This window comes from Pseudomonas sp. Marseille-Q0931, assembly GCF_940789645.1.
Lineage (GTDB): Bacteria > Pseudomonadota > Gammaproteobacteria > Pseudomonadales > Pseudomonadaceae > Aquipseudomonas.
In genome coordinates this window covers 122,665-146,381 of record NZ_CALNWT010000017.1, presented here as the reverse complement: position 1 = coordinate 146,381, position 23,717 = coordinate 122,665, and the positions used below count along the sequence as shown (strand labels likewise).

The window sequence follows — 23,717 nt, the reverse complement described above, 5'->3', positions numbered from 1 at the left end:
GCGACTCGCACAAGGCTGATGGCTGGTGGCTTTTGCCACCGGCCTTTTTCCGTTCTAGGTTGGCTGTTCGGCAGTCGACCTGGAGCCGGAAAGATCCCGCCCGAGAGGCGGTTGCAAACCGAGGGTTTGCACGATTTTCTGGTCATCGCCGCCGGCGCTGACCAAATAAGCAGGTGACCAAGCTGGGGAACGCTGATGGCTTACTCATACACTGAGAAAAAACGTATCCGCAAGGACTTTAGCAAGTTGCCGGATGTCATGGATGTGCCTTACCTCCTGGCCATCCAGCTGGATTCTTATCGCGAGTTTCTGCAGCAGGGCGCGAGCAAGGATCAGTTCCGTGACATCGGCCTGCATGCGGCCTTCAAATCTGTATTCCCGATCATCAGCTACTCCGGCAACGCTGCTCTGGAATACGTCGGCTATCGCCTGGGCGAGCCGGCGTTCGACGTCAAGGAGTGCGTCCTGCGTGGCGTGACCTTCGCCGTGCCGCTGCGCGTGAAAGTGCGCCTGATCATTTTCGACAAAGAATCGTCGAACAAAGCGATCAAGGACATCAAAGAGCAGGAAGTGTACATGGGCGAAATCCCGCTCATGACCGAGAACGGTACCTTCGTCATCAACGGTACCGAGCGTGTGATCGTGTCCCAGCTGCACCGCTCGCCGGGCGTGTTCTTCGACCACGACCGTGGCAAGACCCACAGCTCGGGCAAGCTGCTGTACTCCGCTCGCATCATTCCTTACCGCGGTTCCTGGCTGGACTTCGAGTTCGACCCGAAGGACGCGGTATTCGTGCGTATCGACCGTCGCCGCAAACTGCCGGCGTCCGTTCTGCTGCGCGCGCTGGGCTACAGCACCGAAGAAGTGCTGGATGCCTTCTACGACACCAACGTTTACCACGTTAAGAGCGAAGGCCTGAGCCTGGAGCTGGTGCCTCAGCGTCTGCGCGGTGAAGTTGCAGTCCTGGACATCAAGGACGGCAGCGGCAAGGTGATCGTGGAGCAGGGCCGTCGTATCACTGCCCGCCACATCAACCAGCTGGACAAGGCTGGCATCAAAGAGCTGGACGTTCCGCTCGAATACGTCATTGGCCGTACCACTGCCAAGGCTGTCGTGCACCCGGCTACTGGCGAGATCATCGCCGAGTGCAACACCGAGCTGACCGCCGACCTGCTGGTCAAGATGGCCAAGGCTCAGGTCGTGCGCTTCGAGACTCTGTATACCAACGATATCGACTGTGGTCCGTTCATCAGCGACACGCTGAAGATCGACAGCACCACCAATCAGCTGGAAGCGCTGGTCGAGATCTATCGCATGATGCGTCCTGGCGAGCCGCCAACCAAGGATGCTGCCGAGACCCTGTTCAACAACCTGTTCTTCAGCGCTGAGCGTTACGATCTGTCCGCCGTTGGTCGCATGAAGTTCAACCGTCGTATCGGTCGTACCGAGATCGAAGGTTCGGGCGTGCTGAGCAAGGAAGACATCGTTGCCGTACTGAAGACCCTGGTCGACATCCGTAACGGCAAAGGCATCGTCGACGACATCGACCACCTGGGTAACCGTCGCGTGCGTTGCGTCGGCGAGATGGCCGAGAACCAGTTCCGCGTTGGCCTGGTGCGCGTCGAGCGCGCGGTCAAGGAACGTCTGTCGATGGCCGAAAGCGAAGGCCTGATGCCGCAGGACCTGATCAACGCCAAGCCGGTTGCGGCGGCGGTGAAGGAGTTCTTCGGTTCCAGCCAGCTCTCGCAGTTCATGGACCAGAACAACCCGCTCTCCGAGATCACCCACAAGCGCCGCGTCTCCGCACTCGGCCCGGGCGGTCTGACCCGTGAGCGCGCCGGCTTCGAAGTCCGCGACGTACACCCGACCCACTACGGCCGCGTGTGCCCGATCGAAACGCCGGAAGGTCCGAACATCGGTCTGATCAACTCCCTGGCGGCCTACGCCCGCACCAACCAGTACGGCTTCCTGGAAAGCCCGTACCGCGTGGTCAAGGAAGGTCAGGTCACCGACGAGATCGTGTTCCTGTCCGCCATCGAAGAAGCTGACCATGTGATCGCTCAGGCGTCCGCGACCCTGAACGACAAAGGTCAGCTGATCGACGAGCTGGTTGCCGTACGTCACCTGAACGAATTCACCGTCAAGGCGCCGGAAGACGTCACCCTGATGGACGTTTCGCCGAAGCAGGTCGTTTCCGTCGCTGCCTCGCTGATTCCGTTCCTCGAGCACGACGACGCCAACCGTGCACTCATGGGTTCGAACATGCAGCGTCAGGCTGTACCGACCCTGCGCGCTGACAAGCCGCTGGTTGGTACCGGCATGGAGCGCAACGTCGCCCGTGACTCCGGCGTATGCGTCGTGGCTCGCCGCGGCGGTGTGATCGACTCCGTCGATGCCAGCCGTATCGTGGTTCGTGTCAACGACGACGAGGTCGAAACTGGCGAAGCCGGTGTCGACATCTACAACCTGACCAAGTACACCCGCTCCAACCAGAACACCTGCATCAACCAGCGTCCGCTGGTGAGCAAAGGTGACAAGGTTGCGCGCAGCGACATCATGGCTGACGGCCCGTCCACCGACATGGGTGAACTGGCGCTGGGTCAGAACATGCGCGTTGCGTTCATGCCGTGGAACGGCTTCAACTTCGAAGACTCCATCTGCCTGTCCGAGCGCGTGGTTCAGGAAGACCGCTTCACCACCATCCACATCCAGGAACTGACCTGTGTGGCGCGTGACACCAAGCTCGGCCCAGAGGAAATCTCCTCTGACATCCCGAACGTGGGTGAAGCTGCTCTGAACAAGCTGGACGAAGCCGGTATCGTCTACGTCGGTGCCGAAGTCGGCCCGGGCGACATCCTGGTTGGCAAGGTCACACCGAAAGGCGAGACCCAGCTGACGCCGGAAGAAAAACTGCTGCGTGCGATCTTCGGTGAGAAGGCGTCCGACGTGAAGGACACCTCCCTGCGCGTGCCGACCGGCACCAAGGGTACCGTCATCGACGTACAGGTCTTCACCCGTGACGGCGTCGAGCGCGACAGTCGCGCCCTGGCCATCGAGAAGCAGCAGCTGGACGAGATCCGCAAGGACCTCAACGAAGAGTTCCGCATCGTCGAAGGCGCGACCTTCGAGCGTCTGCGTTCGGCTCTGGTTGGTGCTGTCGCCGAAGGCGGCGCGGGTCTGAAGAAAGGCACTGCGATCACCGACGAGTTCCTCGACGGTCTCGAGCGCGGCCAGTGGTTCAAACTGCGCATGGCCGACGACGCGCTGAACGAGCAGCTGGAGAAGGCGCAGGCCTACATCTCCGACCGCCGTCAGCTGCTCGACGACAAGTTCGAAGACAAGAAGCGCAAGCTGCAGCAGGGCGATGACCTGGCTCCGGGCGTACTGAAGATCGTCAAGGTCTACCTGGCCATCCGCCGTCGCATCCAGCCGGGTGACAAGATGGCCGGTCGTCACGGTAACAAGGGTGTGGTCTCGGTGATCATGCCGGTCGAAGACATGCCGCACGACGCCAACGGTACTCCGGTCGATATCGTACTGAACCCGCTGGGCGTTCCGTCGCGTATGAACGTCGGTCAGATTCTCGAAACCCACCTGGGCCTCGCGGCCAAGGGCCTGGGCGAGAAGATCAACCGCATGCTCGAAGAGCAGCGCAAGATCGCCGAACTGCGCAAGTTCCTCGCCGAGATCTACAACGAGATCGGTGGCCGTCAGGAAAACCTCGACGAGTTCTCCGATACCGAGATCCTCGAGCTGGCGAAGAACCTCAAGGGCGGTGTACCGATGGCGACTGCCGTGTTCGACGGCGCCAAGGAAACCGAGATCAAGGCCATGCTCAAGCTGGCCGATCTGCCGGAGAGCGGCCAGATGCGCCTGTTCGACGGTCGTACCGGTAACCAGTTCGAGCGTCCGACCACAGTCGGCTACATGTACATGCTCAAACTGAACCACCTGGTGGACGACAAGATGCACGCCCGTTCCACTGGTTCCTACAGCCTGGTTACCCAGCAGCCGCTGGGTGGTAAGGCGCAGTTCGGTGGTCAGCGCTTCGGGGAGATGGAGGTCTGGGCGCTGGAAGCCTACGGTGCCGCCTACACCCTGCAGGAAATGCTGACCGTGAAGTCGGACGACGTGAACGGCCGTACCAAGATGTACAAGAACATCGTGGATGGCGATCACCGTATGGAGCCGGGCATGCCCGAGTCCTTCAACGTACTGATCAAAGAGATCCGTTCGCTCGGCATCGACATCGATCTGGAAACCGAATAACACGACGTGAATCGGCAGCGGGGCTAACCCAGCCCGCTGCCTGCTCCGCCAGGAGGAAAGGCCTTGAAAGACCTACTGAATTTGCTGAAAAACCAGGGTCAGATCGAAGAGTTCGACGCCATCCGTATCGGGTTGGCCTCGCCTGAGATGATCCGTTCGTGGTCGTTCGGTGAAGTTAAAAAGCCGGAAACCATCAACTACCGTACCTTCAAGCCAGAGCGCGACGGCCTGTTCTGCGCCAAGATCTTTGGCCCGGTCAAGGACTACGAGTGCCTGTGCGGCAAGTACAAGCGCCTCAAGCACCGCGGTGTGATCTGCGAGAAGTGCGGCGTTGAAGTCGCCCTGGCCAAGGTTCGTCGTGAGCGCATGGCGCACATCGAACTGGCCTCGCCGGTCGCCCACATCTGGTTCCTCAAGTCGCTGCCGTCCCGTATCGGCCTGCTGATGGACATGACCCTGCGTGACATCGAGCGCGTGCTCTATTTCGAGAGCTACGTGGTGATCGACCCGGGCATGACCACCCTCGAGAAGGGCCAACTGCTGAACGATGAGCAGTACTTCGAAGCCCTCGAAGAGTTCGGTGACGACTTCGACGCGCGCATGGGCGCCGAGGCCGTTCGCGAGCTGCTGCACGCTATCGACCTGGATCACGAGATCGGCCGCCTGCGTGAAGAGATTCCGCAGACCAACTCCGAGACCAAGATCAAGAAGCTGTCCAAGCGCCTGAAGCTGATGGAAGCCTTCAAGGACTCCGGCAACCTGCCGGAGTGGATGGTGCTGACCGTTCTGCCGGTTCTGCCGCCGGACCTGCGTCCGCTGGTACCGCTGGATGGCGGCCGCTTCGCGACGTCCGATCTGAACGATCTGTATCGCCGCGTCATCAACCGTAACAACCGTCTGAAGCGCCTGCTCGATCTGTCGGCTCCGGACATCATCGTGCGCAACGAAAAGCGCATGCTGCAGGAAGCGGTCGACGCCCTGCTCGACAACGGCCGTCGCGGTCGCGCCATCACCGGCTCGAACAAGCGTCCGCTGAAGTCGCTGGCCGACATGATCAAAGGTAAGCAAGGTCGCTTCCGTCAGAACCTGCTCGGTAAGCGCGTGGACTACTCCGGTCGTTCCGTAATTACCGTGGGCCCGACCCTGCGTCTGCATCAGTGCGGTCTGCCGAAGAAGATGGCCCTTGAGCTGTTCAAGCCGTTCATTTTCGGCAAGCTGGAAATGCGTGGTCTGGCGACCACCATCAAGGCCGCGAAGAAGATGGTCGAGCGTGAACTGCCGGAAGTGTGGGACGTTCTCGCCGAAGTGATCCGCGAACACCCCGTCCTGCTCAACCGTGCGCCGACCCTGCACCGTCTGGGCATCCAGGCGTTCGAGCCGGTACTGATCGAAGGTAAAGCGATCCAGCTGCACCCGCTGGTTTGCGCCGCGTACAACGCCGACTTCGACGGTGACCAGATGGCCGTTCACGTGCCGCTGACGCTGGAAGCCCAGCTCGAAGCGCGCGCGCTGATGATGTCGACCAACAACATCCTCTCGCCCGCCAACGGCGAGCCGATCATCGTACCGTCGCAGGACGTGGTACTGGGTCTGTACTACATGACCCGTGAAGCGGTGAACGCCAAGGGTGAAGGTCGTGTCTTCGCTGACCTGCAGGAAGTCGACCGCGTGTTCCGCGCCGGCGAAGCGTCCCTGCACGCCCGTGTGAAAGTGCGTATCAACGAGGTCATCAAAGACCGCGACGGCAGCATCACCAAGAACACCCGCATCGTCGACACCACCGTCGGCCGTGCGCTGCTGTTCCAAGTCGTGCCGGCCGGCCTGTCCTATGACGTGGTCAACCAGCCGATGAAGAAGAAGGCGATCTCCAAGCTGATCAACCAGTGCTACCGCACCGTGGGTCTGAAGGACACCGTCATCTTCGCTGACCAGCTGATGTACACCGGTTTCGCCTACTCGACCATCTCCGGTGTGTCGATTGGCGTGAACGACTTCGTCATCCCGGACGAGAAGGCGCGCATCATCGATGCCGCCACCGAGGAAGTGAAGGAGATCGAATCGCAGTACGCCTCCGGCCTGGTAACCCAGGGCGAGAAGTACAACAAGGTGATCGACCTCTGGTCGAAGGCCAACGACGAAGTGTCCAAGGCGATGATGGCCAACCTCTCGAAAGAGCCGGTTGTCGACCGCGAAGGCAAAACCGTCGAGCAGGAGTCCTTCAACTCCATGTACATGATGGCGGACTCCGGTGCGCGTGGTAGCGCCGCTCAGATCCGTCAGCTGGCCGGTATGCGTGGCCTGATGGCCAAGCCGGACGGCTCGATCATCGAGACGCCGATCACCGCGAACTTCCGCGAAGGTCTGTCGGTTCTGCAGTACTTCATCTCCACCCACGGTGCTCGTAAGGGTCTGGCGGATACCGCACTGAAGACCGCGAACTCCGGTTACCTGACCCGTCGTCTGGTCGACGTGGCCCAGGATCTGGTGGTGACCGAAATCGACTGCGGCACCGAGCAGGGCCTGCTGATGACCCCGCACATCGAGGGCGGCGACGTGGTCGAGCCGCTGGGTGAGCGCGTACTCGGCCGTGTCATTGCCAAGGACGTGTTCAAGCCGGGCACCGAGGACGTCATCGTTCCGGCCGGTACCCTGATCGACGAGCAATGGGTCGAGTTCATCGAGCTGAACAGCGTCGACGAAGTGGTCGTGCGTTCGCCGATCACCTGCGAAACCCGCTACGGCATCTGCGCCAAGTGCTACGGTCGCGATCTGGCCCGTGGTCACCGCGTCAACATCGGTGAGGCCGTCGGCGTTATCGCTGCCCAGTCCATCGGTGAGCCGGGTACCCAGCTGACCATGCGTACCTTCCACATTGGTGGTGCTGCAAGCCGGACCTCGGCTGCCGACAGCGTCCAGGTGAAGAACGGTGGTGCGATCCGTCTGCACAACCTGAAGTACGTCGAGCGTGTCGACGGCAACCTGGTAGCGGTTTCCCGTTCCGGTGAGCTGGCCGTGGCTGACGAGTTCGGTCGTGAGCGCGAGCGCTACAAGCTGCCGTACGGTGCCGTGATTTCCGTGAAGGAAGGTGACAAGGTCGACGCTGGCGCCATCGTCGCCAAGTGGGACCCGCACACCCACCCGATCGTGACCGAAATGAAGGGTATCGTGACCTTCGTCGGCATGGAGGAGGGCATCACCATCAAGCGTCAGACCGACGAACTCACCGGTCTGACCAACATCGAGGTTCTCGATCCGAAGGATCGTCCAGCTGCTGGCAAGGACATTCGTCCGGCCATCAAGATGGTCGACGCCAACGGCAAGGAGCTGCTGCTGCCGGGCACCGACGTTCCCGCTCAGTACTTCCTGCCTGCCAACGCCCTGGTCGGCGTGGCGGACGGTGCGCAGATCGCGGTCGGTGACGTTATCGCCCGTATCCCGCAGGAAACCTCGAAGACTCGTGACATCACCGGTGGTCTGCCGCGCGTTGCCGACCTGTTCGAAGCCCGTCGTCCGAAGGAAGCTTCGATCCTGGCGGAAATCAGCGGCACCATCTCCTTCGGTAAGGAGACCAAGGGCAAGCGCCGTCTGGTCATCACCCCGACCGATGGCAGTGATCCGTACGAGGAGCTGATTCCGAAGTGGCGTCACCTGAACGTGTTCGAAGGTGAACAGGTCAACAAGGGTGAAGTTATCTCCGACGGCCCGAGCGATCCGCACGACATCCTGCGTCTGCTGGGCGTCAGCGCGCTGGCCAAGTACATCGTCAACGAGATCCAAGACGTTTACCGTCTGCAGGGCGTGAAGATCAACGACAAGCACATCGAGACCATCCTGCGTCAGATGCTGCGTAAGGTCGAAGTGACCGAGTCGGGCGATTCCAGTTTCATCAAGGGCGACCAGATGGAGCTGACTCACGTACTGGGCGAAAACGAGAACCTGGCTGCCGAAGACAAGTTCATCGCCAAGTACACCCGTGTACTGCTGGGTATCACCAAGGCGTCGCTGTCCACCGAGTCGTTCATCTCGGCGGCTTCCTTCCAGGAAACCACTCGCGTCCTCACCGAGGCGGCGGTTACTGGCAAGCGCGACTACCTGCGTGGCCTGAAAGAGAACGTGGTCGTGGGTCGTCTGATCCCGGCCGGTACCGGTCTGGCCTACCACAGCGAGCGCAAGCGCAAGCGTGATGCCGACAAGCCGGTACGAGTCAGCGCCAGTGAGGTGGAAGCCGCACTGACCGAGGCGCTGAACTCCAGCGGAAATTGAGTCGAAGCCTCGCTAGTTCGCTAGCGGGGCTTTGCCTTGACTGGGGGCGTGAGTCTCTTTAGACTCATGCACCCCTAAATTTGGCAGGGCGTTTGGCTCTGCCATCTTTATTTGTGAGCGTCGAAAGACAACAGTGGAGCTAGTAGATGGCAACTATCAACCAGCTGGTACGTCAGCCGCGTAAGCGTATCGTCGAGAAATCCGACGTGCCTGCGCTGCAGAACTGCCCGCAGCGTCGTGGCGTGTGCACCCGCGTGTACACCACCACGCCGAAGAAACCTAACTCGGCACTGCGTAAAGTGTGCCGCGTGCGTCTGACCAACGGCTACGAAGTTTCTTCGTACATTGGCGGTGAAGGCCACAACCTGCAAGAGCACAGCGTCGTGCTGATCCGTGGCGGTCGTGTAAAAGACCTTCCGGGTGTGCGCTACCACACCGTGCGTGGTTCGCTGGATACCTCCGGCGTCAAAGACCGTAAGCAGGGTCGTTCCAAGTACGGTACCAAGCGTCCGAAATAAGGCCGCTTGATCCTTTTTATTTAGTTGAGTCGATAAGAGTAAGGTCGGGCGCGGCATGCGCCGTTGGTCCCGAGCTAACCTGAAGACCGTTTGAGGGCTTATCAATGCCAAGACGTCGTGTAGCAGCCAAGCGTGAGATCCTGGACGATCCGAAATACGGAAGCCAGATTCTCGCCAAATTCATGAACCACGTGATGGAAAGCGGCAAGAAAGCCGTGGCCGAGCGCATCGTTTACGGTGCTCTGGACACTGTCAAAGCACGCAAGAACAGCGATCCCCTGGAGATCTTCGAGAAAGCTCTCGACGCCATCGCTCCGCTGGTCGAAGTCAAGTCCCGCCGTGTAGGCGGTGCTACCTACCAGGTTCCGGTCGAAGTTCGTCCGTCCCGTCGTAACGCTCTGGCAATGCGCTGGCTCGTAGACTACGCCCGCAAGCGCGGCGAGAAGTCCATGGCTCTGCGTCTGGCCGGTGAGCTGCTGGATGCTGCTGAAGGCAAAGGCGCTGCTGTCAAGAAGCGTGAAGACGTGCACCGTATGGCTGAGGCCAACAAGGCTTTCTCGCACTACCGCTTCTAATTCCGGCTCCACTAACCTTGCGAGGGCTTTATGGCTCGTAATACAGCAATTAACCGCTACCGTAATATTGGTATCTGTGCCCACGTTGACGCGGGCAAGACCACCACTACCGAGCGGATCCTGTTCTACACAGGTCTGAGCCACAAGATGGGCGAGGTGCATGATGGCGCCGCGACCACCGACTGGATGGTTCAGGAGCAGGAGCGTGGTATTACCATTACCTCTGCTGCTATCACCACCTTCTGGAAGGGTTCGGTTGGTCAGTACGACAACTACCGCGTAAACGTCATCGATACCCCCGGTCACGTTGACTTCACCATCGAAGTAGAGCGCTCCCTGCGCGTACTCGACGGTGCTGTCGTTGTGTTCTGCGGTACTTCGGGCGTTGAGCCGCAGTCCGAAACCGTATGGCGTCAGGCCAACAAGTACGGTGTTCCGCGTGTTGTTTACGTGAACAAGATGGACCGTGCCGGTGCCAACTTCCTGCGCGTCGTCGGTCAGATCAAGAACCGTCTGGGTCACACCCCGGTTCCAATTCAGATCGCCATCGGTGCCGAAGATAACTTCCAGGGTCAGGTCGATCTGATCAAGATGAAGGCTATCTACTGGAACGATGATGACAAGGGCACCAGCTACCGTGAGGAAGAGATTCCGGCGGAGTTGCTGGACCTGGCCAACGAGTGGCGCTCGAACATGGTTGAGGCTGCCGCCGAAGCCAACGAAGAGCTGATGAACAAGTACCTTGAAGAAGGTGACCTGTCCGTCGAAGACATCAAGGCTGGTCTGCGCGCCCGTACTCTGGCGAGCGAGATCGTTCCGGCTGTCTGCGGTTCGTCGTTCAAGAACAAGGGCGTGCCCCTGGTTCTCGATGCCGTCATCGACTTCCTGCCTGCGCCGACCGAGATCCCTGCTATCAAGGGTATCCATCCGGACCTGGCCGACAAGCCGAAAGAAGAAATCGCCGAAAGCGATTACGACGAGCGTCACGCTGATGACAACGAGCCGTTCTCGGCTCTGGCGTTCAAGATCGCGACCGACCCGTTCGTTGGTACTCTGACCTTCGTTCGCGTTTACTCGGGCGTTCTGGAGTCTGGCCAGTCGGTCATCAACTCCGTGAAAGGCAAGAAAGAGCGCGTTGGTCGTATGGTGCAGATGCACGCCAACCAGCGTGAAGAGATCAAGGAAGTACGCGCTGGCGACATCGCTGCTCTGATCGGCATGAAGGACGTCACCACTGGTGAAACCCTGTGCGATCCGGACAAGCAGATCATCCTCGAGCGTATGGACTTCCCGGAGCCGGTTATCTCGGTAGCTGTAGAGCCGAAGACCAAGGCCGACCAGGAGAAGATGGGTATCGCACTGGGCAAGCTCGCTCAGGAAGACCCGTCGTTCCGCGTCAAGACCGACGAAGAGACTGGTCAGACCATCATCTCCGGTATGGGTGAGCTGCACCTGGACATCCTCGTTGACCGCATGAAGCGCGAGTTCAACGTCGAGGCCAACATCGGTAAGCCGCAGGTTTCCTACCGTGAAACCATCACCAAGGACGCTGTCGAGATCGAAGGCAAGTTCGTTCGTCAGTCCGGTGGTCGCGGTCAGTTCGGTCATTGCTGGATTCGCTTCTCGACTCCGGACGTGGACGACAAGGGCAACATCACCGAAGGTCTGGTGTTCACCAACGAAGTTGTAGGTGGTGTGGTTCCGAAGGAATACATCCCGGCGATCCAGAAGGGTATCGAAGAGCAGATGAAGAACGGCGTCGTTGCCGGCTATCCGCTGATCGGCCTGAAGGCTACCGTGTTCGATGGTTCCTACCACGACGTCGACTCCAACGAGATGGCGTTCAAGATCGCTGCCTCCATGGCGACCAAGCAGCTGGCCCAGAAGGGTGGCGGCAAGGTGCTCGAGCCGATCATGAAAGTGGAAGTGGTAACTCCTGAGGACTACATGGGTGACGTGATGGGTGACCTGAACCGTCGTCGTGGTCTGATCCAGGGTATGGAAGATTCGGTCTCCGGCAAGGTAATCCGTGCCGAAGTTCCGCTGGGCGAGATGTTTGGTTACGCTACCGACGTTCGTTCCATGTCCCAGGGTCGCGCAAGCTACTCCATGGAATTCTCCAAGTACGCAGAGGCTCCGGCGAACATCGTCGAAGCACTGGTTAAAAAACAAGGCTAATCCCGCCCTTTAAGTAAGAGGTTTACTGTCGTGGCTAAGGAAAAATTCGAACGTAACAAACCGCACGTCAACGTCGGCACCATCGGTCACGTTGACCACGGTAAGACCACTCTGACCGCTGCTCTGACCCGCGTCTGCTCCGAAGTTTTCGGTTCGGCCAAGGTTGACTTCGACAAGATCGACAGCGCTCCGGAAGAAAAAGCTCGTGGTATCACCATCAACACCGCGCACGTAGAGTACGACTCCAATATTCGTCACTACGCGCACGTTGACTGCCCGGGCCACGCCGACTACGTGAAGAACATGATCACCGGTGCTGCCCAGATGGACGGCGCGATCCTGGTCTGCTCGGCTGCCGACGGCCCGATGCCGCAAACCCGTGAGCACATCCTGCTGTCCCGTCAGGTTGGCGTTCCGTACATCGTTGTCTTCCTGAACAAGGCTGACATGGTTGACGACGCCGAGCTGCTGGAGCTGGTCGAGATGGAAGTTCGCGACCTGCTGAGCACCTACGATTTCCCGGGCGACGACACCCCGATCATCATCGGCTCCGCGCTGATGGCTCTGAACGGCGAAGACACCAACGAAATGGGTACTTCCGCTGTCAAGAAGCTGGTCGAGACTCTGGACAGCTACATTCCTGAGCCGGTTCGTGCCATCGATCGTCCGTTCCTGATGCCGATCGAAGACGTGTTCTCGATCTCCGGCCGCGGTACTGTAGTAACCGGTCGTGTAGAGCGCGGTATCGTCAAGATCCAGGAAGAAATCGAAATCGTTGGTCTGCGTCCGACCACCAAGACTACCTGCACCGGCGTTGAGATGTTCCGCAAGCTGCTGGACGAAGGTCGAGCTGGTGAGAACTGCGGCGTGCTGCTGCGCGGCACCAAGCGCGATGAAGTCGAGCGTGGTCAGGTTCTGGCCAAGCCGGGCACCATCAAGCCGCACACCAAGTTCGAAGCTGAAGTGTACGTTCTGTCCAAAGAAGAAGGTGGTCGTCACACCCCGTTCTTCAAGGGCTACCGTCCGCAGTTCTACTTCCGTACCACTGACGTGACCGGTTCGTGCGAACTGCCGGAAGGCGTTGAGATGGTAATGCCGGGCGACAACATCAAAATGGTTGTCACCCTGATCAAGCCGATCGCCATGGAAGACGGCCTGCGCTTCGCTATTCGCGAAGGTGGTCGTACCGTTGGTGCCGGCGTGGTTGCCAAGATCGTCGAGTAATCGCTGATCTGTTTCAGAGAAAAGGGCCCTTCGGGGCCCTTTTCTTTTGAACTGGTTAAAAGTTGACACCCCCAGGGGGCATCCGTACAATTGCGCCTCCCTTGAGCGGGCGTAGTCCGTCTGTGGGGATTAGCAGCTTGGAATCTGAGGTCAAAATGCAAAACCAACAAATCCGTATTCGGTTGAAGGCTTTTGACCATCGCCTGATCGATCAATCTACCCAGGAAATCGTGGAAACCGCGAAACGTACTGGTGCTCAGGTGCGTGGTCCGATTCCTCTGCCTACTCGTAAGGAGCGGTACACCGTTCTGATTTCTCCGCACGTCAACAAAGACGCGCGCGATCAGTACGAAATCCGCACTCATAAGCGTGTTCTGGACATCGTCCAGCCGACGGATAAAACCGTTGACGCGCTGATGAAGCTCGACCTTGCGGCAGGCGTGGAAGTGCAGATCAGCCTCGGCTAAAACCTGGCGGTTTTAGTCGTGTAACGCTCTGAAATGGGCGGCCATAGCGGGTGAAAGCCCCGTACACTCATGAGGTTTACAACATGACTATTGGTGTAGTCGGTCGTAAGTGCGGCATGACCCGCATTTTCACCGAAGAAGGTGTCTCCATTCCGGTCACGGTCATTGAGATCGAGCCGAATCGCGTCACCCAGTTCAAAAACGAGGAGTCCGATGGCTACCGTGCAGTGCAGGTCACTGTTGGTGAGCGTCGCGCCTCTCGCGTCAGCAAGGCTCAGGCCGGTCACTTCGCCAAGGCGAACGTCGCGGCAGGTCGTACCGTTCTGGAATTCCGTCTTGAAGAAGGCGACTACCAGTCCGGCGATCTGATCAACGCTGAAATTTTCCAAGCTGGTCAACTGGTGGATGTCACCGGTCAGTCCAAAGGTAAAGGCTTCGCCGGTACCATCAAGCGTTGGAACTTCCGCGGCCAGGACAACACTCACGGTAACTCCGTTTCTCACCGTGTACCTGGTTCCATTGGCCAGTGCCAGACCCCGGGTCGTGTATTCAAGGGCAAGAAGATGTCCGGTCATATGGGCGCTGAGCGCGTGACCGTACAGTCCCTGGAAGTCGTTCGCGTAGACGCCGAGCGTAACCTGCTGCTGGTCAAGGGTGCCGTTCCGGGCGCTACTGGCGGCGACGTTATCGTTCGTCCGGCTGTCAAGGCGTAAGGGGAGAATCTGAGATGCAATTGAATGTAAATGGCGCTCAGGCGATCGAAGTGTCCGATGCGACCTTCGGTGGCGAGTTCAACGAGACCCTGGTTCACCAAGCAGTCGTAGCCTACATGGCTGGCGGCCGTCAGGGCACCAAAGGCCAGAAGTCCCGTTCCGACGTTTCCGGTGGCGGTAAGCGCCCGTGGCGTCAGAAGGGCACCGGCCGTGCTCGTGCTGGTACCACCCGTGGTCCGATCTGGCGTGGCGGTGGTGTGACCTTCGCAGCGTCCACCCGTAACCACGACCAAAAGCTGAACAAGAAGATGTACCGCGCTGCTCTGCGCTCCATCCTTGCTGAGCTGGTTCGTACCGACCGTCTGGTCGTAGTCGAAGACTTCGCTGTCGATGCGCCGAAGACCAAGACCCTGCTGGCCAAACTCAATGGCCTGGGCCTGAACGACGTGCTGATCGTTTCCGACGCCGTTGATCAGAACCTGTACCTGGCTGCCCGCAACCTGCCGCACGTCGACGTACGTGACGTCCAGGGTTCCGATCCGGTCAGCCTGATCGCGTACGAAAAAGTGCTGGTCACTGTTTCGGCCGTGAAGAAATTCGAGGAGCTGCTGGGATGAACCAGGAACGCGTATTCAAAGTGCTGCTTGGCCCGCACATCTCCGAGAAGGCCACGGTTCTGGCTGACAAGCAAGGTCAGTTCGTTTTCAAAGTCGCTACCGATGCGACCAAGCTGGAAATCAAGAAGGCCGTCGAAAGCCTGTTCAACGTGAAGGTTGAGCGCGTGACTACCCAGAACGTTCTGGGCAAGAGCAAGCGCACCGCTCGCGGTCTGGGCAAGCGTAACGACTGGAAGAAGGCAGTTATCTCCCTTCAGCCGGGCCAAGATCTCGATTTCACCAGCAGTGCTGAGTAAGGAAGGGGTGCATCATGGCAATCGTTAAATGCAAACCGACTTCCGCTGGCCGCCGTTTTGTGGTCAAGGTGGTCAATCAGGGGCTGCACAAAGGCGCTCCGTACGCTCCGCTGCTCGAGAAGAAGTCGAAGTCCGGTGGTCGTAACAACAACGGCCGTATCACCACCCGTCATATCGGTGGTGGCCACAAGCAGCATTACCGTCTGGTCGACTTCCGTCGCAACGACAAGGATGGCATTCCGGCCATCGTCGAGCGCGTGGAATACGATCCGAACCGTACTGCTCACATCGCTCTGCTGAAGTACGCCGACGGTGAGCGTCGCTACATCATCGCCCCGAAAGGCGTTGTGGCTGGCGATCAACTGGTAGCCGGCATCATGGCACCGATCAAGGCTGGTAACAGCCTGCAGCTGCGCAACATTCCGGTGGGTTCGACCGTTCACGGTATCGAGCTGAAGCCGGGTAAAGGCGCGCAGATCGCTCGTTCCGCTGGTGCTTCCGCTCAGCTGATCGCGCGTGAAGGTGCTTATGTGACTCTGCGTCTGCGCTCCGGCGAAATGCGCAAAGTCCTGGCTGAGTGCCGTGCGACCCTGGGCGAAGTCTCGAACTCCGAGCACAGCCTGCGTTCGCTGGGTAAGGCTGGTGCCAAGCGCTGGCGTGGCGTTCGTCCGACCGTTCGTGGTGTTGCCATGAACCCGGTTGATCACCCGCACGGTGGTGGTGAAGGTCGTACCTCCGGTGGTCGTCATCCGGTGTCGCCATGGGGCTTCCCGACCAAGGGCGCGAAGACCCGTGCTAACAAGCGCACCGACAACATGATCGTCCGTCGTCGCAAGTAAATAGAGGGATACGACAGTGCCACGTTCTCTGAAAAAAGGTCCTTTTATCGATCTTCACCTACTGAAGAAGGTCGAAGCGGCGGTGGAAAAGAACGATCGCAAGCCGGTTAAAACCTGGTCGCGTCGCTCCATGATCCTGCCGCAGATGGTCGGTCTGACCATCGCTGTGCATAACGGTCGTCAACATGTCCCGGTCCTCGTGAACGAAGACATGGTCGGCCACAAACTGGGCGAATTTGCCGGTACTCGTACCTATCGTGGTCACGTTGCCGACAAGAAAGGCAAGCGTTAAGGGGTTTGGAAATGGAAGTAGCCGCTAAGTTGTCGGGCGCTCGCATCTCCGCCCAGAAAGCTCGCCTGGTCGCCGACCAGATCCGCGGGAAGAAGGTGGGCGAAGCGCTCAACCTGCTGGCTTTCAGCAGCAAGAAAGCCGCCGAGATCATGAAGAAAGTGCTGGAGTCGGCCGTTGCCAACGCCGAGCACAACGAAGGCGCAGACGTTGATGACCTGAAGGTCAGCACCGTTTTCGTCAACGAAGGGCGTTCGCTTAAGCGCATCATGCCGCGTGCCAAAGGCCGTGCTGATCGCATCGTCAAGCGGTCTTGCCATATCACTGTCAAGGTTGCGGACAAGTAACGGAGTCGATCAGATGGGTCAGAAAGTACATCCCGTTGGCATCCGCCTGGGAATCGTCAAGGATCACACCTCGGTCTGGTACGCAGATGGTCGCAATTACGCCGACTACCTGAACGCCGACCTGAAGGTTCGTGCATACCTGCAAGACAAACTAAAAAGCGCGTCCGTTAGCCGTATCGACATTGCTCGTCCGGCTCAAACCGCACGCATCACCATCCACACCGCTCGTCCCGGCATCGTGATCGGCAAGAAAGGTGAAGATGTTGAGAAGCTGCGTCAGGACCTGACCAAGCAAATGGGTGTGCCGGTGCACATCAACATCGAAGAGATCCGCAAGCCGGAGCTCGACGGTATGCTGGTTGCGCAGAGCGTAGCTCAGCAGCTGGAGCGTCGCGTTATGTTCCGTCGCGCCATGAAGCGCGCTGTACAGAACGCCATGCGCATTGGTGCCAAGGGCATCAAGATCCAGGTGAGCGGTCGTCTTGGCGGCGCTGAAATTGCCCGTACCGAGTGGTATCGCGAAGGTCGTGTGCCCCTGCACACCCTGCGTGCCGATATCGATTACGCCACCTACGAAGCGCACACCACTTACGGTGTGATCGGCGTCAAGGTTTGGATCTTCAAGGGTGAGGTCATTGGTGGCCGCACTGAAGAGCTGAAGCCGCAAGCGCCCGCTCCTCGTAAAGCTGCTAAGAAATAAGGAGTACGCATCATGTTGCAACCAAAGCGTACGAAGTTCCGCAAGCAGATGACCGGCCACAACCGTGGTCTGGCTCAGCGCGGTAGCAAGGTCAGCTTCGGCGAGTTCGCGCTGAAGTCTGTCGCCCGCGGTCGTCTCACCGCTCGTCAGATCGAGTCCGCTCGTCGTGCTCTGACTCGTCACGTTAAGCGTGGCGGCAAGATCTGGATCCGCGTCTTCCCGGACAAGCCGGTTACCAAGAAGCCTCTCGAAGTGCGTATGGGTAAAGGTAAGGGTGGCGTTGAATACTGGGTAGCCCAGATCCAGCCAGGCAAGGTCCTGTACGAGATCGAAGGCGTATCCGAAGAGCTGGCGCGCGAGGCATTCGCCCTGGCTGCTGCAAAGCTGCCGCTCGCCACCACCTTTGTTAAGCGGACGGTGATGTGATGAAAGCGACCGAACTTCGTGAAAAAAGCGCACAACAGCTGAACGAGCAACTGCTCGAGCTGCTGCGCGACCAGTTCAATCTGCGTATGCAGAAGGCGACTGGCCAGCTGGGGCAGTCTCACCTGCTCTCGCAAGTGAAGCGCGACATCGCTCGCGTCAAGACTGTCCTCAGCCAGCAGGCAGGTAAGTGATCATGGCCGAAGTTGAAAAAGCAGTCCGTACGCTGACCGGCCGTGTTGTCAGCGACAAGATGGACAAGACCATCACCGTTCTGATCGAGCGTCGCGTCAAGCACCCGATCTACGGTAAATACGTCAAGCGTTCGACCAAGCTGCACGCTCACGACGAAACCAATCAGTGCAAGATCGGCGACAAGGTTTCCATTCGCGAAACCCGTCCGCAGTCCAAGACCAAGTCCTGGGCTCTGGTTGAAGTCGTTGAACGCGCCGTCGAAGTCTAAGGGCTAAGGGTCGGAGAAATTTTATGATTCAGACTCAATCCATGCTCGATGTGGCTGACAACAGCGGTGCACGTCGTGTTATGTGCATCAAGGTGCTGGGCGGCTCGCATCGTCGCTACGCCGGCATCGGCGACATCATCAAGGTCACCGTTAAGGAAGCAATTCCGCGCGGCAAAGTGAAGAAAGGTCAGGTCATGACCGCAGTGGTCGTTCGTACCCGTCACGGCGTTCGCCGTGCCGACGGTTCGATCATCCGCTTCGACGGCAACGCTGCTGTTCTGCTGAACAACAAGCAAGAGCCGATCGGTACCCGTATCTTCGGGCCAGTGACCCGTGAACTGCGTTCCGAGAAGTTCATGAAGATCGTCTCGCTCGCCCCTGAAGTGCTTTAAGGAGATCCGACATGCAAAAGATTCGTCGTGACGACGAGATCATCGTGATCGCCGGCAAAGACAAAGGTAAGCGCGGTAAGGTGCTCAAGGTTCTCGCTGACGACCGTCTGGTCGTCGGTGGCATCAACCTGGTGAAGCGTCATACCAAGCCGAACCCGATGTCGGGCGTTCAAGGCGGTATCGTCGAGAAAGAAGCGCCACTGCACGCTTCCAACGTTGCCATCTTCAACAGCGAAACCAACAAGGCTGACCGCGTTGGCTTCAAAGTCGAAGACGGCAAGAAAATTCGTGTCTTCAAGTCCACCCAGAAGCCGGTTGGCGCTTGAGAATCCGTAGGTAAATACCATGGCACGACTGAAAGAGATTTACCGGAAGGAAATCGCGCCCAAGCTGAAGGAAGAACTGAAGCTGGCCAACGTGATGGAAGTTCCGCGCATCACCAAGATCACCCTGAACATGGGCCTGGGCGAAGCGATCGGTGACAAGAAGGTCATCGAGAACGCCGTTGCCGACCTCGAGAAGATCACCGGTCAGAAAGTCGTTGTGACTCATGCCCGCAAGTCGATCGCAGGTTTCAAGGTTCGTGAAGGTTGGCCGATTGGCGTCAAGGTCACTCTGCGTCGCGAGCGTATGTACGAGTTCCTGGATCGTCTGCTGTCCATCTCCCTGCCGCGCGTGCGTGACTTCCGCGGCCTGAATGCCAAGTCCTTCGACGGCCGTGGCAACTACAGCATGGGCGTGAAAGAGCAGATCATCTTCCCGGAAATCGATTACGACAAGATCGATGCGCTGCGTGGTCTGGACATCACCCTGACTACCACTGCCCGTAACGATGATGAAGGCCGCGCTCTGCTGCGTGCTTTCAACTTCCCGTTCCGCAACTGATCGGAGTCCTGGACAATGGCCAAGACAAGCATGAAGAACCGCGAGCTGAAGCGTCAGCAAACGGTTGCCAAGTACGCCAAGAAGCGTGCCGAGCTGAAAGCTACCATCGCTAATCCGAACACCAGTCCGGAAGCGCGTTGGGAAGCTCAGGTCGCACTGCAGAAGCAGCCGCGTGACGCCAGCGCCTCGCGCCTGCGTAACCGCTGCCGCATCACCGGCCGTCCGCACGGCGTTTACCGCAAGTTCGGTCTGTCGCGTAACAAGCTGCGCGAAGCCGCCATGCGTGGTGACGTACCGGGCCTGGTGAAAGCCAGCTGGTAAGGTAAAAGCGAAGCCGGCCTAGTGCCGGCTTTGTCTTTATATGAACAAGCCCCTTTTGGGGCTTGCTTCATTTTTGATCGGTCTCTAGAATGTCCGGCTCTCCTGAGCCTGGTATTTCCATGCCGAGCTTTTGGATGATCCCACAGCCCTCGGGCTGTTCTTTTTGTATCAGGAGCGTCTAGCCCATGAGTATGCAGGACCCGTTAGCGGACATGCTAACTCGTATCCGTAATGCCCAGATGGCTGAAAAGTCCGTCGTAAGCATGCCTTCTTCCACTCTGAAGGTGGCTGTAGCCAAAGTTCTCAAAGACGAAGGTTACATTGCGGGTTATGAAGTCAATGGCGAAGCCAAGCCACAACTGTCCATCGAGCTGAAGTACTTCGAAGGCCGTCCGGTCATCGAGGAAGTCAAGCGCGTGAGCCGTCCTGGCCTTCGTCAATACAAATCCGTCGATGACCTGCCGAAGGTACGCGGCGGTCTCGGTGTTTCCATCGTCTCCACCAACAAAGGTGTGATGACGGATCGCGCTGCGCGCGCTGCCGGTGTCGGCGGCGAAGTGCTCTGCACCGTGTTCTAAGGGGGGATAAGCATGTCTCGCGTTGCTAAGAACCCCGTCGTGCTGCCTGCCGGTGTCGAGGTCAAACTCGCCGGTCAGCAGCTTTCGGTGAAGGGTGCCAAAGGCGCTCTGGAACTGAACGTTCACTCGTCCGTGGAAGTGATCCAGGAAGGCTCCGAGCTGCGTTTCGCCGCTCGCAATGGCGATCAGCAAAATCGCGCCATGGCCGGCACCACTCGTGCCCTGGTCAACAACATGGTCATCGGTGTCAGCCAAGGCTTCGAGCGTAAGCTGCAACTGGTCGGCGTGGGCTACAAAGCTCAGGCCAAAGGTCAGGTGCTGAACCTCGCACTGGGCTTCTCCCACCCGATCGACTACGAACTGCCGGAAGGCGTCGTGGCTGAAACCCCGAACCAGACCGAGATCCTGATCAAGGGTATCGACAAGCAACTGGTGGGTCAGGTGGCTGCGGAAATCCGTGACTTCCGTCGTCCTGAGCCCTACAAGGGCAAAGGCGTTCGTTACGCGGATGAAGTTGTCCGTCGTAAAGAAGCCAAGAAGAAGTAAGGGGCTGAAAAATGACCGACAAAAAAGTTACTCGTCTGCGTCGCGCTCGCAAAGCACGCCTGAAAATGCACGAGCTCGAAGCCGTGCGTCTGTGCGTCTATCGCTCTTCGCAGCACATCTATGCCCAGGTCATCTCGGCCGACGGCAGCAAGGTTCTGGCCAGCGCCTCTACCTTGGACAAAGCACTGCGTGATGGCGCCACCGGCAACGTCGACGCGGCCAAGAAAGTTGGTGCGCTGGTTGCCGAGCGTGCGAAAGCCGCTGGTGTGACCCAGGTGGCATTCGACCGTTCTGGCTTCAAGTACCACGGCCGCGTCAAGGCGCTGGCTGATGCTGCTCGTGAAGGCGGGCTGGAGTTCTAAGTTATGGCAAATAACGACCAAAAGCGCGACGAAGGCTACATCGAGAAGCTGGTTCAGGTTAACCGCGTTGCCAAGACCGTAAAGGGTGGCCGTATCTTCACCTTCACCGCGCTGACCGTGGTAGGTGATGGCAAGGGTCGCGTCGGTTTCGGCCGTGGCAAGTCCCGTGAAGTGCCTGCTGCCATCCAGAAGGCGATGGAAGCTGCTCGTCGCAACATGATCCAGGTGGATCTGAACGGCACCACTCTGCAGTACCCGGTCAAGTCCGCTCATGGCGCCTCCAAGGTGTACATGCAGCCGGCTTCCGAAGGTACCGGTATCATCGCCGGCGGCGCCATGCGTGCCGTGCTGGAAGTGGCTGGTGTGCAGAACGTTCTGGCCAAGTGCTACGGCTCGACCAACCCGGTGAACGTGGTTCATGCCACCTTCAAGGGTCTGAAGACCATGCAGTCTCCAGAATCCGTTGCAGCCAAGCGTGGCAAGAGCGTCGAGGAGATTCTCTAACCATGGCTAATACCGTCAAAGTGACTCTGATCAAGAGCACCAATGGCCGTCTGGCCAATCACAAAGCTTGCGTCAAGGGCCTGGGCCTGCGTCGCATCGGTCACACCGTAGAGGTTCTGGATACTCCGGAAAACCGCGGCATGATCAACAAGGCTTACTACCTGCTGAAGGTGGAGGGTTAATCATGCAACTGAACGATCTGCGTTCCGCGCCGGGTGCCCGTCGCGAAAAGCACCGTCCGGGCCGTGGTATCGGTAGCGGTCTGGGTAAGACTGGTGGCCGTGGTCACAAAGGTCAGACCTCCCGCTCCGGTGGTTCCATCGCTCCGGGCTTCGAGGGTGGTCAGCAGCCGCTGCACCGCCGTCTGCCGAAGTTCGGCTTCGTCTCCCTGAAGGCTATGGATCGCGCTGAAGTGCGTACCTCCGAGCTGAACAAGGTAGAGGGCGTTGTAACTCTGCAGGCTCTGAAGGATGCCAATCTGGTTGGCCAACACGTACAGCGCGTAAAAGTCATGCTGTCCGGTGAGGTTACCCGTGCGGTCACCCTGAAAGGTATCGCCGCCACCAAGGGTGCGCGTGCGGCTATCGAAGCAGCTGGCGGTAAGTTCGAGGACTAAATGGCTAAGCAAGGTGCTCTCTCAGCGCTGGCAGGTGGCGGGTTGTCCGAACTCTGGGCTCGTCTGCGCTTCCTGTTCCTGGCGATCATCGTCTACCGGATAGGTGCGCACATCCCGGTTCCTGGCATCAACCCAGACCGACTGGCGGATCTGTTCCGGCAGAATGAGGGGACCATTCTTAGCTTGTTCAACATGTTTTCCGGCGGCGCGCTGGAGCGGATGAGCATCTTTGCACTGGGGATCATGCCGTACATCTCGGCATCGATCATCATGCAGCTGATGACCGCCGTCAGCCCGCAGCTGGAGCAGTTGAAGAAGGAAGGTGAAGCTGGCCGTCGCAAGATCAGCCAGTACACCCGCTACGGCACTCTCGTCCTGGCGTTCGTTCAGGCCATCGGCATGTCCGTGGGTCTGGCGAGTCAGGGCGTGGCGTTCTCGGTCGATTTCGGCTTCCATTTCGTGGCGATCACCACTTTTGTGGCGGGCGCGATGTTCATGATGTGGCTGGGCGAGCAGATCACCGAGCGCGGTGTCGGCAACGGTATCTCGATGCTGATTTTTGCAGGCATCGTGGCCGGTCTGCCGTCGGCGATCGGGCAGTCTTTCGAGTCTGCTCGTCAGGGCGATATCAACATCTTCGCTCTGATCGCCATCGGCCTGCTGGCAGTAGCGATCATCGGTTTCGTGGTGTTCATCGAGCGTGGTCAGCGTCGCATTGCGGTGCACTACGCCAAGCGTCAGCAGGGCCGCAAGGTCTTCGCTGCGCAGACCAGCCACCTGCCGTTGAAGGTGAACATGGCGGGCGTAATCCCGGCCATTTTCGCCAGCAGCCTTCTGCTGTTCCCGGCCTCGCTGGGTGCCTGGTTCGGTCAGTCCGAGGGTTTGGGCTGGCTGCAGGACATTTCGCAGGCTATCGCTCCTGGTCAGCCGTTGAACATTCTGCTGTTTAGTGCAGGGATCATTTTTTTCTGCTTCTTCTACACAGCGCTGATGTTCAACCCGAAAGACGTAGCGGAAAACCTGAAGAAGTCCGGTGCCTTTATTCCGGGCATCCGTCCGGGCGAGCAGTCGGCGCGCTATATCGATGGCGTTCTGACCCGCTTGACCATGTTCGGTGCTCTGTACATGACGGCCGTGTGCCTGCTGCCCCAGTTCCTGGTGGTTGCGGCCAACGTTCCGTTCTACCTTGGCGGGACCTCGTTGCTGATCGTGGTCGTGGTTGTAATGGACTTCATGTCCCAAGTGCAATCGCACCTCGTGTCTCACCAGTACGATTCCCTGATGAAGAAAGCCAACCTGAAGGGTTATGGCGGCGGCATGCTCCGCTGATCC

At 58.9% G+C, this 23,717-nt stretch carries 28 protein-coding genes; all 28 read left to right on the top strand.

Translation table 11 applies throughout. From position 1 onward, the window contains the following. Positions 1-195 precede the first annotated feature (195 nt). Positions 196-4,269, top strand: a complete 4,074-nt coding sequence (rpoB, locus tag P3C50_RS22115) for a DNA-directed RNA polymerase subunit beta (RefSeq protein WP_197855607.1) — start codon at positions 196-198, stop codon at positions 4,267-4,269. 63 nt (positions 4,270-4,332) lie between these two features. Beyond that, a complete protein-coding gene (gene rpoC / locus P3C50_RS22110) occupies positions 4,333-8,532 on the top strand; it encodes a DNA-directed RNA polymerase subunit beta' (RefSeq protein WP_275547612.1) in 4,200 nt (1,399 codons plus the stop codon). 146 nt (positions 8,533-8,678) lie between these two features. Further along, the gene (rpsL, locus tag P3C50_RS22105; RefSeq protein ID WP_004373429.1) at positions 8,679-9,050 is read left to right on the top strand and encodes a 30S ribosomal protein S12; all 372 of its coding nucleotides are present in this window, start codon (positions 8,679-8,681) and stop codon (positions 9,048-9,050) included. Between the two features lie 104 nt (positions 9,051-9,154). After that, positions 9,155-9,625, top strand: a complete 471-nt coding sequence (rpsG, locus tag P3C50_RS22100; RefSeq protein WP_003246741.1) for a 30S ribosomal protein S7 — start codon at positions 9,155-9,157, stop codon at positions 9,623-9,625. Positions 9,626-9,655: 30 nt separating this feature from the next. Then, positions 9,656-11,803: an elongation factor G gene (gene fusA, locus P3C50_RS22095; protein ID WP_275547611.1), complete on the top strand. Its 2,148-nt coding sequence runs from the start codon at positions 9,656-9,658 to the stop codon at positions 11,801-11,803. A gap of 30 nt (positions 11,804-11,833) precedes the next feature. Continuing rightward, positions 11,834-13,027 (top strand): elongation factor Tu, encoded by a 1,194-nt coding sequence (tuf, locus tag P3C50_RS22090; protein ID WP_134675806.1) that lies wholly within the window; start codon positions 11,834-11,836, stop codon positions 13,025-13,027. A gap of 155 nt (positions 13,028-13,182) precedes the next feature. After that, positions 13,183-13,494, top strand: coding sequence for a 30S ribosomal protein S10 (gene rpsJ / locus P3C50_RS22085; protein WP_003243886.1), 312 nt, complete (start codon positions 13,183-13,185; stop codon positions 13,492-13,494). An 83-nt stretch (positions 13,495-13,577) separates the two neighbouring features. Further along, positions 13,578-14,207: a 50S ribosomal protein L3 gene (gene rplC / locus P3C50_RS22080; RefSeq protein WP_197855604.1), complete on the top strand. Its 630-nt coding sequence runs from the start codon at positions 13,578-13,580 to the stop codon at positions 14,205-14,207. Between the two features lie 14 nt (positions 14,208-14,221). Next, on the top strand, positions 14,222-14,824 hold the full coding sequence (rplD, locus tag P3C50_RS22075; protein ID WP_013717346.1) for a 50S ribosomal protein L4: 603 nt from the start codon (positions 14,222-14,224) through the stop codon (positions 14,822-14,824). After that, positions 14,821-15,120 carry a 50S ribosomal protein L23 gene (gene rplW / locus P3C50_RS22070; RefSeq protein ID WP_003243891.1) on the top strand — a complete coding sequence of 100 codons (300 nt, stop codon included), beginning with the start codon at positions 14,821-14,823 and terminating at the stop codon, positions 15,118-15,120. Before rplD ends, rplW begins: the two co-directional genes overlap by 4 nt. Before the next feature lie 14 nt (positions 15,121-15,134). Next, positions 15,135-15,959: a 50S ribosomal protein L2 gene (rplB, locus tag P3C50_RS22065; RefSeq protein WP_197855603.1), complete on the top strand. Its 825-nt coding sequence runs from the start codon at positions 15,135-15,137 to the stop codon at positions 15,957-15,959. A 16-nt stretch (positions 15,960-15,975) separates the two neighbouring features. Next, positions 15,976-16,251 carry a 30S ribosomal protein S19 gene (rpsS, locus tag P3C50_RS22060; protein ID WP_003243896.1) on the top strand — a complete coding sequence of 92 codons (276 nt, stop codon included), beginning with the start codon at positions 15,976-15,978 and terminating at the stop codon, positions 16,249-16,251. Between the two features lie 11 nt (positions 16,252-16,262). Continuing rightward, complete coding sequence (gene rplV, locus P3C50_RS22055; protein WP_003103908.1) at positions 16,263-16,595, top strand: 50S ribosomal protein L22; 333 nt, start codon at positions 16,263-16,265, stop codon at positions 16,593-16,595. Positions 16,596-16,608: 13 nt separating this feature from the next. Beyond that, positions 16,609-17,295, top strand: a complete 687-nt coding sequence (gene rpsC, locus P3C50_RS22050) for a 30S ribosomal protein S3 (RefSeq protein ID WP_003243898.1) — start codon at positions 16,609-16,611, stop codon at positions 17,293-17,295. Positions 17,296-17,307: 12 nt separating this feature from the next. Next, positions 17,308-17,721, top strand: coding sequence for a 50S ribosomal protein L16 (rplP, locus tag P3C50_RS22045; RefSeq protein WP_003243901.1), 414 nt, complete (start codon positions 17,308-17,310; stop codon positions 17,719-17,721). Beyond that, entirely contained in the window at positions 17,721-17,912 is a 192-nt protein-coding gene (gene rpmC / locus P3C50_RS22040; RefSeq protein ID WP_003243902.1) for a 50S ribosomal protein L29, read from the top strand. The genes rplP and rpmC overlap by 1 nt, the downstream gene beginning before the upstream one ends. A gap of 2 nt (positions 17,913-17,914) precedes the next feature. Further along, positions 17,915-18,181 carry a 30S ribosomal protein S17 gene (gene rpsQ / locus P3C50_RS22035; RefSeq protein WP_197855602.1) on the top strand — a complete coding sequence of 89 codons (267 nt, stop codon included), beginning with the start codon at positions 17,915-17,917 and terminating at the stop codon, positions 18,179-18,181. 23 nt (positions 18,182-18,204) lie between these two features. After that, positions 18,205-18,573, top strand: coding sequence for a 50S ribosomal protein L14 (rplN, locus tag P3C50_RS22030; protein ID WP_003243907.1), 369 nt, complete (start codon positions 18,205-18,207; stop codon positions 18,571-18,573). 11 nt (positions 18,574-18,584) lie between these two features. After that, entirely contained in the window at positions 18,585-18,899 is a 315-nt protein-coding gene (gene rplX, locus P3C50_RS22025; RefSeq protein ID WP_003463290.1) for a 50S ribosomal protein L24, read from the top strand. 19 nt (positions 18,900-18,918) lie between these two features. Continuing rightward, positions 18,919-19,458 (top strand): 50S ribosomal protein L5, encoded by a 540-nt coding sequence (gene rplE / locus P3C50_RS22020; protein WP_003243911.1) that lies wholly within the window; start codon positions 18,919-18,921, stop codon positions 19,456-19,458. A gap of 15 nt (positions 19,459-19,473) precedes the next feature. Next, the gene (gene rpsN / locus P3C50_RS22015; protein ID WP_003463288.1) at positions 19,474-19,779 is read left to right on the top strand and encodes a 30S ribosomal protein S14; all 306 of its coding nucleotides are present in this window, start codon (positions 19,474-19,476) and stop codon (positions 19,777-19,779) included. 185 nt (positions 19,780-19,964) lie between these two features. Then, the gene (rpsH, locus tag P3C50_RS22010; RefSeq protein ID WP_003243915.1) at positions 19,965-20,357 is read left to right on the top strand and encodes a 30S ribosomal protein S8; all 393 of its coding nucleotides are present in this window, start codon (positions 19,965-19,967) and stop codon (positions 20,355-20,357) included. Positions 20,358-20,369: 12 nt separating this feature from the next. Beyond that, positions 20,370-20,903 carry a 50S ribosomal protein L6 gene (gene rplF / locus P3C50_RS22005; RefSeq protein WP_197855601.1) on the top strand — a complete coding sequence of 178 codons (534 nt, stop codon included), beginning with the start codon at positions 20,370-20,372 and terminating at the stop codon, positions 20,901-20,903. A gap of 11 nt (positions 20,904-20,914) precedes the next feature. Further along, entirely contained in the window at positions 20,915-21,265 is a 351-nt protein-coding gene (gene rplR, locus P3C50_RS22000; protein WP_017675612.1) for a 50S ribosomal protein L18, read from the top strand. A gap of 3 nt (positions 21,266-21,268) precedes the next feature. Next, entirely contained in the window at positions 21,269-21,769 is a 501-nt protein-coding gene (rpsE, locus tag P3C50_RS21995; RefSeq protein ID WP_197855600.1) for a 30S ribosomal protein S5, read from the top strand. A gap of 2 nt (positions 21,770-21,771) precedes the next feature. Continuing rightward, positions 21,772-21,951, top strand: a complete 180-nt coding sequence (gene rpmD, locus P3C50_RS21990; RefSeq protein ID WP_003243922.1) for a 50S ribosomal protein L30 — start codon at positions 21,772-21,774, stop codon at positions 21,949-21,951. Between the two features lie 2 nt (positions 21,952-21,953). Beyond that, complete coding sequence (gene rplO / locus P3C50_RS21985; RefSeq protein WP_013717341.1) at positions 21,954-22,385, top strand: 50S ribosomal protein L15; 432 nt, start codon at positions 21,954-21,956, stop codon at positions 22,383-22,385. Further along, entirely contained in the window at positions 22,386-23,714 is a 1,329-nt protein-coding gene (secY, locus tag P3C50_RS21980; protein ID WP_197855599.1) for a preprotein translocase subunit SecY, read from the top strand. Positions 23,715-23,717 lie beyond the last annotated feature (3 nt).